At 41.7% G+C, this 12,627-nt stretch carries 15 protein-coding genes and 2 pseudogenes; 15 read left to right on the plus strand and 2 right to left on the minus strand.

The features are described from left to right. Positions 1-30 precede the first annotated feature (30 nt). Positions 31-234 (minus strand): hypothetical protein, encoded by a 204-nt coding sequence (locus V7K32_RS02090; RefSeq protein ID WP_334989894.1) that lies wholly within the window; start codon positions 232-234, stop codon positions 31-33. Positions 235-764: 530 nt separating this feature from the next. On the opposite strand from V7K32_RS02090, the gene V7K32_RS02095 reads away from it, so the two are divergent. From V7K32_RS02095 to V7K32_RS02110, 4 genes and pseudogenes are all read left to right on the plus strand, one after another. Continuing rightward, complete coding sequence (locus V7K32_RS02095; protein ID WP_334989896.1) at positions 765-1,367, plus strand: glutathione binding-like protein; 603 nt, start codon at positions 765-767, stop codon at positions 1,365-1,367. Positions 1,368-1,935: 568 nt separating this feature from the next. Next, a pseudogene (locus tag V7K32_RS02100) lies at positions 1,936-2,040 on the plus strand (hypothetical protein); the annotation flags it as partial. Positions 2,041-2,072: 32 nt separating this feature from the next. Next, positions 2,073-2,594: a hypothetical protein gene (locus V7K32_RS02105; RefSeq protein WP_334989898.1), complete on the plus strand. Its 522-nt coding sequence runs from the start codon at positions 2,073-2,075 to the stop codon at positions 2,592-2,594. A 5-nt stretch (positions 2,595-2,599) separates the two neighbouring features. Further along, positions 2,600-3,055: an SDR family NAD(P)-dependent oxidoreductase gene (locus V7K32_RS02110; protein WP_334989900.1), complete on the plus strand. Its 456-nt coding sequence runs from the start codon at positions 2,600-2,602 to the stop codon at positions 3,053-3,055. 50 nt (positions 3,056-3,105) lie between these two features. Here the strand turns inward: V7K32_RS02110 and V7K32_RS02115 are convergent, their stop codons facing one another. Beyond that, on the minus strand, positions 3,106-3,324 hold the full coding sequence (locus V7K32_RS02115; RefSeq protein ID WP_334989902.1) for a hypothetical protein: 219 nt from the start codon (positions 3,322-3,324) through the stop codon (positions 3,106-3,108). Positions 3,325-3,697: 373 nt separating this feature from the next. Between V7K32_RS02115 and V7K32_RS02120 the strand changes: the two genes are divergently transcribed. From V7K32_RS02120 to V7K32_RS02175, 11 genes and pseudogenes are all read left to right on the plus strand, one after another. Next, the gene (locus V7K32_RS02120) at positions 3,698-4,021 is read left to right on the plus strand and encodes a helix-turn-helix domain-containing protein (RefSeq protein WP_334989904.1); all 324 of its coding nucleotides are present in this window, start codon (positions 3,698-3,700) and stop codon (positions 4,019-4,021) included. A 544-nt stretch (positions 4,022-4,565) separates the two neighbouring features. Beyond that, a complete protein-coding gene (locus V7K32_RS02125; protein WP_334989906.1) occupies positions 4,566-5,321 on the plus strand; it encodes a hypothetical protein in 756 nt (251 codons plus the stop codon). Between the two features lie 93 nt (positions 5,322-5,414). Beyond that, entirely contained in the window at positions 5,415-6,152 is a 738-nt protein-coding gene (locus tag V7K32_RS02130; RefSeq protein ID WP_334989908.1) for a class I SAM-dependent methyltransferase, read from the plus strand. An 85-nt stretch (positions 6,153-6,237) separates the two neighbouring features. Beyond that, entirely contained in the window at positions 6,238-7,167 is a 930-nt protein-coding gene (locus V7K32_RS02135; protein WP_334989910.1) for a hypothetical protein, read from the plus strand. A 136-nt stretch (positions 7,168-7,303) separates the two neighbouring features. Further along, entirely contained in the window at positions 7,304-7,858 is a 555-nt protein-coding gene (locus tag V7K32_RS02140) for a hypothetical protein (protein WP_334989912.1), read from the plus strand. Between the two features lie 97 nt (positions 7,859-7,955). Next, positions 7,956-8,228 carry a hypothetical protein gene (locus V7K32_RS02145; protein WP_334989914.1) on the plus strand — a complete coding sequence of 91 codons (273 nt, stop codon included), beginning with the start codon at positions 7,956-7,958 and terminating at the stop codon, positions 8,226-8,228. A 102-nt stretch (positions 8,229-8,330) separates the two neighbouring features. Then, positions 8,331-8,624: a hypothetical protein gene (locus V7K32_RS02150; protein WP_442938683.1), complete on the plus strand. Its 294-nt coding sequence runs from the start codon at positions 8,331-8,333 to the stop codon at positions 8,622-8,624. 168 nt (positions 8,625-8,792) lie between these two features. After that, positions 8,793-10,024 (plus strand): annotated as a pseudogene (locus V7K32_RS28650) (hypothetical protein). Positions 10,025-10,161: 137 nt separating this feature from the next. Continuing rightward, complete coding sequence (locus tag V7K32_RS02165) at positions 10,162-10,611, plus strand: DUF1257 domain-containing protein (RefSeq protein WP_334989916.1); 450 nt, start codon at positions 10,162-10,164, stop codon at positions 10,609-10,611. Between the two features lie 3 nt (positions 10,612-10,614). Continuing rightward, positions 10,615-10,821: a DUF2997 domain-containing protein gene (locus V7K32_RS02170; RefSeq protein ID WP_334989918.1), complete on the plus strand. Its 207-nt coding sequence runs from the start codon at positions 10,615-10,617 to the stop codon at positions 10,819-10,821. A gap of 90 nt (positions 10,822-10,911) precedes the next feature. Continuing rightward, positions 10,912-12,534: an AAA family ATPase gene (locus V7K32_RS02175; protein ID WP_334989920.1), complete on the plus strand. Its 1,623-nt coding sequence runs from the start codon at positions 10,912-10,914 to the stop codon at positions 12,532-12,534. Positions 12,535-12,627 lie beyond the last annotated feature (93 nt).

Raw genomic sequence — 12,627 nt, forward strand, 5'->3', positions numbered from 1 at the left:
TCTCATAATACCTTTGCTTGAAAAATCGTCTTAACCCTTACCGATAAAGCAATTAATTCCTTTTACTGCCTCAAAATCAGCGAACGCACAGTGATAAATACCAGCTATTTCATCTTCATTGCCAGAAAGCGGTCGTAAGCGAATAACATCCTGATTTTCTGAAGGCAGTACCACCCATTGCCGACTACGACAACTGACTATGGAACCAGGTGAATGATTCACAGTTTGCGCCATTGTTAGCCTATATTAGTATTGAAAATTTGGCAGCAGATTAATTAGTAAAAATAGTAGTAATTACTGAATTAATACTTGTAAGCAAGCAAGTAGTATGCTCACAAGTCTTTTCTGTTTTAAAGTATGCTTGCGTACAATGTAAGTAGTAAGATTACGTAAATAACGTCACTTTTTATAAAATTTCTGCTTTTGACCAAGAGCAAGTGATAAATTCTGCGATCGCAGTTATGCTCAAACCTCTAAAGCTGATTGAAAGTCTCTGATATAGACTATTGGAGTGATAGGTGGTGTGTGATGGCGCTGTTTCGCCCGCCGGAGGCGCTCGCATTACACGTTTAAACGTAGAAATTCCTCTAACTGAAATTTATCGTCGAATTAATTTTTGAGAGCGTAAATGTTCAGCAAGAGTAACGTTTTTAGCTTCTGCCTCCTTCTAATATTGCCATTATCTCTCTATCGACCAATACCCTCGTTTCTCAATCAAAGCTACACTAACTTCGGAAATTGCCAATATTCTGGGGTAAAAGCACATGATTGATCTGTACACCTTCACCACGCCCAATGGACGCAAAGCCTCCGTCATGTTGGAAGAAGTTGAATTGCCCTACAATGTCCACAAAATTGACATTACTACTCAACAGCAATTTACACCTGAATATGTTGCCATCAATCCCAATAGTAAAATTCCTGCCATTGTTGACCAACAGACTAAGATTAAAGTTTTTGAATCCGGCGCAATTCTGATTTACTTAGCCGAAAAAACAGGCAAACTCTTACCAACTGAGCAAAAAAGCCGTTTTCAAGTCCTAGAGTGGCTGATGTTCCAAATGGGAGGAGTCGGGCCAATGTTTGGACAACTTAACCACTTTAAACGCTTTGCACCCGAAAAAATTCCCTACGCCATCGAACGTTACGAAAAGGAAACTTTACGTATTTATGGTGTCCTAGATAAACAACTGCAATCCAATGAATTTATCTGTGGTGACTATTCTATTGCTGATATTGCTACTTATCCGTGGGTAGCAATTTATGAATTTCAGAGTTTAACACTCGACGACTACCCAAATCTCAAACGCTGGGTGGACATGGTACAGCAACGTCCGGCTGTGCAACGTGGAATGCAAGTCCCTTAAACCAATTCGCAATTACGTTTTGTCACGAAGAGGAGTGCGGTCTTGGGGTCTCCCCAAGAGGAGCAACTCCGGGGGATTTAGACCCCGACACAAAACGCGCTGCCTTTAGAGACAGGGGACTTAAACCCCCAAAGTTTGTTAAACCGACTTTCCGCACTTCATCGTGTAATATGCGTAGATTTCCCATAGGTGGAAAAAAATGGTTAAATCAACAACATAAATCGCCAATGGTATTCAATATTAATACTTAATAATTTGAACATTATTAGGAATTTTTATTGAAAAGATAGATAATACATTTTGAAGTGCGGAATGTGGGTTAAATACAAGAGGAGGGATGAATCAACAATGGGGATGATCCAAACTCCATCCCAGCAACAGTAAAATCAAACGCTGGGAAGTAACCGCAAAGCAATCCCAAGTATTACCGCATTACAGACGGCATCCGTGGCTTTGACCAGATACACTAGCGGCTAATAGGAGATGGTTGCTGGCGATGGAGTACTATAGAACCCATTTGGGATCTATGAAGTAGCTAATCTTTGGAGGATAAGTCTGACAAAACAGAAATGAATTACGTGGGCAACTTGTGACTTTGCTGGGCGGACGAGCGGCTGAGGAAATTGTTATGGGCAAAGTCTCGACCGCAGCTAGTGACGACATTCAGAAAGCTATACTGGACTTTCTGGCTGATTAAATATTGATATGAAATTCTTCTTATTTTCCCTAGCAATTACTTTTCATTTCTCAAATATGGCACAGGCATTAGTTGTGAAAGGTTTTGAGCCTGTTACTACTGATTTAATGATGGCGAAAAGTTTGCCTCATACTGAGTGTGAAAAGCTTGTAGAAAATTTTGTAGTTAAATATTCTGCACCTACTGTTTCGATTACAGTTCAGAATTTGTCACTAATTTGGAACCAAAGAATTGAATCATATAAAAATCCAATATCCGCAACGCCCAGTCAAGTCACAACTCAGATAAAAAACAAAAAACTTACTAACTATCAGTTGGATAAACTTAAAAACTTGATTCAATCAAGTGGTTTTATGAATTTAGCAGCAGAGTATGGGGCAGCCACTGACAAAAGGTATTATCCTTATTCTATTTCAGTATGTTTAGACAATCAAGAGAAAAAAGTATTTTATAGAAGTAATCCTAGTTATGGCAGAAGTCCTGAAGCATTTCGAGTTGTGGAAGATTATTTACAACAGCTAATTAAGTAGTACATTTGATCACCGGAGGAGATTCTGGTATCGGACGTGCCGTAGCGATTGCGTTCGCGCGTGAAGGGGCTGATGTAGCAATCTCTTATCTCGAGAGTGAAGAAGCAGATGCAAAAGAGGTTATAGAACTGATCCAACAAGCGGGACGAAAAGCCGTCGCTCTTGGGGGTGACATCACTGATGAGAATTTTTGCCGAAAACTCGTAGCGGATGCAGTAGAATCTCTGGGCGGTTTAGATATCCTTGTGAACAATGCCGGCGCACAACAGACTCAGCCCGGACTTGAGGATATTAGCTCCGAGCAGTTCGACAAGGTGCTTATGTCCGCAGTCCTAGAAATGTTAGAACGAATCAGTCATAAAAAAGCAGAAAATCTCAGAAATCATTGTCAAGATGAAGCTTCTGCAAAGCTTTGGGATAAAGCTGCTAGACAGATAGAACAGATAAATATTGATATTTAATTAAAATTTTGGTTTGATTGCAAAGCTGTAGCGTTGCCTCTGCTGCGGAATCAATCACAAAATATAGTGCAGCTTGACCATAACCGTTCAGGCATTCTGTAAAACGCCATTGATTGCAGAGGTAAGGCTAAGGGGTCGATTAAGTTTGGATCGCAGTGGTTAGGAGCCAAGTCGAATAACGTAGTCTGCTGAGGTGGCAAAACTTCTCTAACAACTTGTTGATAATCAAAAATTTGAGATTTCCAACGCAGTAGTGTTTCCTGGCTCATCACCAATATCTGTGTTCTACGTGCTGGCGTGAGAGTCAAATCTGAAAATAGGTCTAGCTGATTGGGTTCCAAGGATTATTAAAAAAAAATCGTTATTCACTAGCTGATTATCCCTCAAAATTAACCTAGCGTGGTAAAACTTGCTAGAGATATCTTGCAAACGCACAAATTTCGTTTTAGTTTTTCTTGTTGACTAACCTAAATTAAACCTTTGATTTGCCTCTCAAGTTAATTTTGCCGTTCTAGGAATTAACTCTTAATGAGCAACACCGAACAGACTAGGTTTTTTGAACATAGGCGATCGCAATGACTCAATTTCTGCTACAAATAGTTGCAATAGTCTATTGCATTTGTAAACTAGAAGTTGCATAATATGACAAGTAGAGAAGAAATGGAATCGGTCGTAATGTTACCACTAACAGAAGTAGGTTCTATAAAATGGACAGCTGCGCGTGGGCAGAAAATGCGTGAGTTGCGTGGCGATATACCGTTATTGAATTTATCTAAAAGGCTTACTGAATTTGAAGTAGATATTTCCCGCCAGTATTTGAATAGGATGGAGACAAATACAGATGTCAAAAACGCTTCTCCAGAAGTCCTTACTGCCTTGTGTAAAATATTTGGCTGTACATTAGCTGAGTTACTGTGTTTGAAATCAACCAAGATTGTGCAATTAGGGGTTGACAGCCGCAACTAAAAGTTGCATAATGCTTGTAAGGAAAAGCGAACTGCCTCCACCCAAACGCAAAAAGGGTTCACAAGTCTAACCAGTCACAGATTTGATCAACAAAAACATAGATTTGAGAAACGAGAACCCCTCGTCGTATAGCACAAGGCACGCCAGGTTAAGTCGGCTGGGGGAGATACTCAAAATCACTCAATAAATTCACTCATACTGCAATTAAGGCAACCGCTTAACCAAGTCACAGGTCGCAAGTCGCAAGTCGCAAGTCGCAAGTAAAAATAATACCAAGTAGCGAGTCGCAAGTAAAAATTCACAAAATTGCTCTTAAACTTGCGACTTGCGACTTGTCACTTGCGACTTGAGTTTAATACCTTCTTTAGAGCCTTGTGCTGTGAATTCTTGCTAGAAAATAACTGAAATTCAGAAATATGAGGCTACGCCAAAGCAATTTGAGAGCGTTGCGGTAAACCACAACGTTGTTCACGCAAAACAAAAGGCGATCGCCGTACCTGGAAAGTCTGCGGTCGCCTTCTTAACCCTATTAGGTAATCAAATTATGCCACAAGCGACAACAACTGTAACCCCTTGCGCCAAATCAGTTGAAGAACTCAGAGTAGTAGAAATCAGCTTTTACGATCACGAAGTTTACGGTGCTGGAAAGCTGATTGCAAGCATCGGTCATGACGATCACTTAACCCAGCCCTGGTTAGTATTGATTAACGGTGTTGAAGTATTTCGCCACGACACATTTCAAAGATGTCACGGCTTCATTACATGGCATTACAAGCAAAATACATTGCCCAAACCGGAGCAATTAGTTATTCCATTCGTAAAGACTTCTTCTTCAGTTGCTGTAAAAACAGAGTTAGAGTTTCAGGCTGAAGAAGTCCCAGCCACTACAGAACAACCCATTGTTGTACAATCGCTCTCTGATTGGGACTTTACCCTGTCGAAGTGGAATACTCCTGCTGCCATCTGCCCAGATTGTGATGGTCACGGCTGCGGCAACTGCTCGTATCGCGGGACTCGTGCAGTGGATTTATGCCAGCCAGTGAACAGCTACCGACTGACCTATGTAGGACGCACTGACACCCAGACGGCTCACAATGTCTATCTAGATGGTGAGTTTTTGGGGATACTCTTCAAGGTCAGAAATGCTGATGAAGTCTGGGAAAACGACACCAAGACTTACTATTGGCGGTGTGGGGATGGAGTACGGTACTGGATCGTTAGGGAGGCTGTAGAGGTGCTATCCAGGGCAACTGCTCCGATTGAACTGCCGCAAGTTCGTCGGGAGTTGATAGCGGCGTAAGAGGCGCAGTAGCGTGACTAAAATTACTTTTTGGTCACGCTGAATATTTTTAGCTACGCAATCACTTTTCATGAAAGCCAGATTGAAAAAATCATGACAGTAGAACAAATATTGAAGCAATGTACTGTTCAAGGTAACATCGTTAAGCTTCCGGGCATTCAGTTAGAGCGCAAGACTTATTTAGATGTGGCAAAACAAATAAATCAGATAGGTGGGAAGTGGAAAGGTGGCAAGGTTTCAGGCTTTGTTTTTGAGCAAGACCCAACAGAATTATTGAAGCAAATAGCAAGTAGCGAGAAGCATAATTTGCAAAAGGAATATCAATTTTTTGAAACTCCCCAAGCCCTAGCAGACAAACTTGTTAGCCTTGCACACATCAATGAATGTCATAGCATCTTAGAGCCGAGTGCTGGTAGAGGAGCGCTCCTTACGGCAATTAACAAAGTTCTTCCGGGCAAGGTGATTGATTGTTATGAACTGATGGACTTAAATCAATCATTTCTGAAAAAAATACTGACAGCTAGTTTCAAAGGTGCGGACTTTATGGAGAATGATGGCGCAAGCTACGACAGAATTATTGCGAATCCTCCATTTAGCAATAATCAAGATATTGTCCACATTCAAGAAATGTATACTTTGTTAAACCCTGGCGGATGTATTGTCACCATTTCATCAACACACTGGCAGCACTCAAATAATTCTACTGAAAAACGTTTTAGGAATTGGCTGAAGTTTGTTGATGCTCTAATTGTGCCGATTGAGGCAGGAAGTTTTAAAACTAGCGGCACTAATGTTGCTGCATCAATCATCACGATTGTTCGTCATGACTAGGCAATCACAAGTTATGGAAGCGATGGCGGTTTAGTATAGACGACAGAGTTGCACTTTGAAATACAGTACAGTTCGCCCTTATAGAATGACCCAACAACCTCACGATAAATTTGCCAAGCAGTTTTTAGAAGAGTTACTTTCTCCCTTTGGGGAAGTAAAAACTAACAGGGAAGTCACTGATGAAACAAGATTTGTTGATGTGTTATTTTCGCCAACACCGACATCTGCGGTTGATGCACAAACTTTAGGATTATTAGGTAGAATAGCGGTATTAAATACTACTTTGCTAGAACCGTTTCGCAATCAACCAAGTAGAACAGAAGTACGTAGTTGTCTACAAAAATTGTTTACCGTGATTGCAGACGCACAGCGTAAAGCCAGCAGGGAAGATACAACAATAGCGGAGAACGAGCTAGCACAACTGTGGATTATTTCTCCCAGTGCTTCCAAAGCTTTGCTCAAGGCTTTTGAAGCTAAACTAGATTTAGACAATTGGATGAGCGGGGTGTACTTTCTGCCTGAAGGAGTAAGAGCAGCAATAGTAGCGATTAACAAGCTACCGCAAACTCCAGACACGCTGTGGTTTAGGCTGTTGGGTCGGGGAAAAGTACAAATCCAAGCAGTAAGTGAACTGGTTGCCCTTCCACCAGAGAATCTTGTCCGCCGTAATGTTCTTGAAATGGTTTACAGGTGGCGTATCAGTGTAATGACACAAACAGATTTAACTGAAGATGACCAGGAGTTAATTATGAATTTAACAGAAGCTTATCAAGAAGCAAGAGCGCAAGCGGTACAAGAGGGAGTAGAGCAAGGAGTACAGCAAGGAGTACAACTTGAACGCCGTCAAGTTGTAGAAAACTTGTTGAGATTCCGATTTGGTTCTGTGGATGAAGAACTCTCAAGAGTGGTCGATAATTTGTTGCAGTTAGCACCAGATGACTTTGCAAGATTTTTACTGGAATTATCTAGTTTATCCCGTGAAGAGTTGTTAGCAAGATTTAATTCACACGAATAACCTGTAACTACAAATAATTATTAGTTAAAAGCGCTTTTGTGAAATCAAGAGCGCTGTTTTATTGGCTCTACGCTTCATATATCACAATTAAACGGCTGCGCCAATGCAAAAGTGAAAATGCTTTTGGAACAAACAAATGAACCCTCAAGAAAATGCTGAACTACTTGCTGCTTTGATGCGCCAAGAAGAACTACTCAAGCAATTGGTTGCTTCAATTAATAAGCCGAAATTGGGATTGCATTCGGAAGCTGGCAGTTGCAAAATCTACTGCAATCGTCAGCACGGAGGACTGTGGTACACACTAAATGGTGAACCGAGTGATGTCCCTCAAACTGCCTTAACTGGATATCTTAAAGAACTACGGTTTGAGAATACAGAACGCCGTAAAAAAGAAACCTGCAAGTTCCTGATAACTATGCAAGCAGATCGGACATATATCTTAGAATCAGGCTACGATACGCATTTCTCAAAGTGCATACTTGCAGCGATCGCAACTCTCACTCCAGAACAGTTGTATTCTCCAATTACGCTACAGCCGCAGCCAGGAACAACTGACGAAAATGTGCTGTTCTGCCGTGTGTGGGTAAATAGTGAGTTAATCATGGCATCCTACAACGAGCAAACAGAGTGGCGAGAAATCAGTAAACAAGCGATTGCTGTTACAAAAGCTGCGAATGAAATGGCATTTTAACTCGTTGTAAACAGGGCTTGGGCAACCGTAATTAGAAGTTGCTCAAGCCTTGTCTACAGCTAACGTGTGCTGTTTACCTATTCACAACTAATCACAGATGACTACAACAATCGTTCACCCCAGTATCGAAAACTTACAGCAGTTTTCCGACTCGTTCGACGTTGAGAAACTACTGCAATCTGACGGAATTCTGCCGTGGCTTTTAGCTAACGGTTGGGATTACAGCGACGAATCTTGTTTGATTGCAAATGTTATTGATGAGTCTACCAGTCTAGATGAAGTTTGGGACTCAGAGGAGTTTGATTTTAAGGCACTACCAGATGAATCAAAGTCAAAATTAAACCAGATTTTCGAGCATTTCTATCTTTGAAAGAATGTCTAAAAGAATCGAATAACTACATTATGCGTGAAAAACTCTCCAGTCAGATTCAATCAGTCTGACTGGAGAGAAAAATCGATTCAACACTAAATTATGACACATTCCAATACTAATCAGATGGAAACAAATTTGATTAAAGTGTACGACGCGACACTATTGAGTTCATCAAAAGTTTACCAAATCAACGGTACATATTATCGATACTTAGGCGATGCAGGTACTATCCAACATCCACAGTATCTATTTGTACCTCTGCCAAATCAAAGGAAAAAAGCCAGCTTTCGGCTAAACCGAAACAAACTCATGACTCGCTGTTATGAGGTCGAAGGCATGGTTTATCAAAAGCCTGTGGTACAGAATAATTCGCAGCAACTTCAACTATTTTGAGTTATGTCAATACATAAACCACCAGTCATTAAAAGACATATTCGACTACAAAATAGCTCTACAAAAGTAATCTATAGAGCTATTACAGACATTCGCTCTCTTGAGAAATCATCACAAAGAAAGCTTCGCTTAATCGAAAGTGAAAAATAATGATTGAGGTCAATAATTATGGTACAAGCAATCGACAATCCTATTGCTGCAAATTTCCTAACTGATGCAGTAGTCGAGCGTCACAATTTCTCACAACTCAATAAAACCCGCATCAGATTTCGTATCCAGTTAAAGAAAAGTACAAAATCTGCCGCTCCTAAATGGGCAGATGTCTTAAAAGCTGAAGTCTCTGAAATTGAATCAGACCTTGTGAAAGTTACTAATTCCGAAGTCGGATTACGCGGAATCAAAGTATTCAAGAAGCTCGATGAAGCTGCTGCCCAATTAAGGCAAGAGATTGCTTCAGTTCAAGAGTGGATGTCAAGTGATACTGGCGATTGGGTCTGTCCAATTGATTTAGCGCCACTTGTTTGGAGTCAACTGCTTAATATTAGGGATAATATTGCCCCTGGTTTACGCAATCAATTAAAAGCTGATTATGAAGCGGGACTTCTTGATTATCAAGAGCGAATTGATCAGTTTCTCTCGCTCAACACTTGGGAATTATCTTTAGATAAGCAAGAGTCAGTCAAAGCCAACTTAATAATGGCTTTCCCTACTCTGACTGACTTAGAAGATTATTTGCAGGTAATTATTGGTCGTCCGGTGATTATCCCTGCCCTCTCTGAACAACTCGACCATAAACAAGCCGAATGCTTGGAGCAAATCACGCGATTCATACAGGGAGCAATGCGATTTTGTGAGGTGCTTAAAATTCGGGTACTAAATCAGGTATTTAGGGGTGCGATCGCAGCTAAATAACTGTTTTTATTGAGAATCTAGCTCTGTAACTGAGAATTAAAGTCCGATCTAACAAAATCGCATTGCTCCCATTCATACAACAGTATGACCAAAATCTGGAGCAGCGACTAAGGGAATCGGCTTTGGCTGGTGGTGAACAACTCGCTGCCCAATTGCTTGAAGAGTTGGCTGACTGGGAACCAGGGCGCAAGCCCGTACAGTTCAAGAAGAAAATGGAACGCCATCTAATGAAGGTTCAGGTTTTGCTAGCGAATGCTGACTCAGAGGCTGGCAGCAGTCTGCAACAAATGATGGCGCACATTGACTCGATTGTTAATGATCCGGCGATTGAGTCGAAGAATCTTGGTAGTGAGGGGCGCAATCAATTGCAACAAAAGATGCAAGAGATTCGCACCAAGCTACTAGATGAACAGCGCAATCTGCAACAGCTTGCAACTGGTGATGTGGGCTTGTCGAAAGCTACGGTTATGTCGTTTAAGTTCCGGTAAAAAACAGTCTTGGGCGAGGGTGAATTCGCTCAAGACTGATTGCAAATGGATTTTATGTGTGGTATTCACAATAATCCAAAAAGGATATCACACTCCTACTATTTCTCAAACCAATTTGAAAATCTTGGAGATAACTTGTGTCACATTTCTCAACTGTTAAAACCAAATTAAGCAATCACGATTGTTTGTTACAAGCACTTTTTGATTTAAACCTATCACCGCAAGTTCATCGAAATCCACAGCCACTAAAAGGATACTACGGTGGCTCTCAGGGGCAAAGTGCTGAAATCATTGTATCTGGTCGCACAATTCAAGCCCGTGCAGACATCGGTTTCAAATGGAATCAGTCAAGCGGTGTGTATGAGGTGATACACGACAGTTATGAAACAGTTCCGAAGCTGGGCAAAGACTTTTTCAGCAATAAACTAATGCTGGCTTATGGACAACGGATGGTTCGCGCTAAAGCCGCCGAGTTACAAGAAAGGTTTGGTGAATGCGCGATCGCAGAATCAACTCACGGAAGTGTGCAAACTCTACGGTTGACTTTTGCCGGACATCAGGAAGTTCAACATTTTGCTAGGAGATAAATTATGGAACGTTCAGTTTTGATTCATTTCGACTCGGCTACAGGTGAAGTTCGAGTAGAAGCTCTTGGATTTGAGGGATTGTCTTGTTTAGACGCGACCCAGCTGTTTGAAGAGGCATTGGGAGTTGTCGAAGGCGACCGCACTTATAAAGACGAATCAGCACCACAACTTCGGACTACGAACAGTAGCCAGACACGTTTGCGTCAGTAATTAGTCATCAGTTACCAGTCTTAACTTGACTGGTAACTGCTGATCATAAAGGCTTCGCCATTTCATAAGTGAAATATTTGAATAATTGACATGAAACTCTCAAATCTCCTCTCTACCCTCGATTCACAAATCCCCATTGCTGCTGTTGATGTACTGTCTCCTGATGAAGCGACGATTATTCAGTGGTTGACTACTGAAGCTAACAATAAGCTTTCATGTCCAGTGTTCTTCTGGAATCTGGGAGTGTCCAACCTGGAGCAATGTTTGATTGCAGCAGATGGGGGATTGGTGTTTAAGCCAGTTGCAGAGTATAAGAAACCACCACAGGCTGATCCACTACTATTCGTATTCGATTACATTGCTAACTTTAGTGGGAATGGTGTATTTATCCTCGGAGATATTCACCCCTTCATTACTAAGAACTCACCCCAATTGAGTTGGGAGATTTTAAGCAAGGTTAAAAATCTCTACCATCGTCTCAAGCCGACTGATAAACGCATTGTGCTGTTGGGTCAAAACATTCAATTACACGAGTCACTTATACGCTTAATTCCTTACTGCGAAATTCCTCTACCGGGAGTTGAACAAATACTTGAACACATCAATTCTTATTTACACGACTTACAACAGTCAGCTATCGAACAGGAATTGACTTTCACTATTTCCTTAGAACATGCTGAAAAAGAAACTCTTTCTCGTGCAGCACTGGGTTTAACTTTAGAAGAAATCAGCGATTTTCTGCGGTTAACTGTCAAAGAAAACTTAACTAATGATGGTGTCGTCGTTGATGCTGATTTCATCCCCAAAGCCGTCGAGTACAAAACTCGGTTACTGTCTCAAATGGGTATCGAATTGGGTAAACCTGCGATAATCCCATTTGGCGGACTCGATTTACTACGCGAGTGGTTGATGAGGCGGCGGCGGCTGTTCACACAAGAGGCGCGAAGTCTCTCGTTACCACAACCAAAAGGTGTGTTGCTTGCTGGCCCACCCGGAACAGGAAAATCTCACTGTGCCAAAAACATCGCTAGCATACTCAATCTACCACTTCTGCAACTTGATATTGCGTCCCTTCTAGGTTCACTAGTTGGCGAATCCGAAGGTAATGTTAAACGCGCACTGAAAACAGCATCCGCGATCGCACCTTGTGTCTTGTTTATTGATGAGGTGGAAAAGGCGCTTTCAGGTCAGGGCGATACTTCAGGTGTTAGTCAAAGGATTCTTGGAACTTTGCTTACGTTCATGAGTGAGTGTACTGCTGGGGTATTTATTGTAGCTACTTGCAATGATCCATCAGCACTACCAAGTGAGTTTAAGCGCAAAGGTAGGTTTGATGAAAATTTCTTCGTCGATCTGCCGACAGAACCAGAGCGAGTACAGATTTTAGGAATTCATCTGCAACGCTTTGGCATTCACCTGGAATCCGAATATCTCGAAGCAGTTGCAGCCAACACCGCGAAATTCTCCGGTGCAGAACTGGAAACCCTTGCTTCAGAAGCTGCTCTGCTGGCATTCGATGAGGATAGACCGCAGCAGGTAACGCTTGCTGATCTGGAAACCTGTCGCCAAACCATTACCCCGCTTGCGATTCAGGACGCTGCGGCGGTTGAAAGAATGCAGGCTTGGGCATCTACCGCACGGCGGGCTAGCAGTCCTGTGGTTGCAGCGAAAACTCAGTCTTTGCGTGCTGCTAAGTTTCGCAACATGAACTGATGAGAAAGCGATTGTCTCCTGATTCTATGGGGGCAATCACTCTTTTTTTAGTAATTGAGAGCAATCAATTAACATACTTAATAAGGCGAATAA

Source organism: Nostoc sp., assembly GCF_036917635.1.
Taxonomy (GTDB): domain Bacteria; phylum Cyanobacteriota; class Cyanobacteriia; order Cyanobacteriales; family Nostocaceae; genus Nostoc.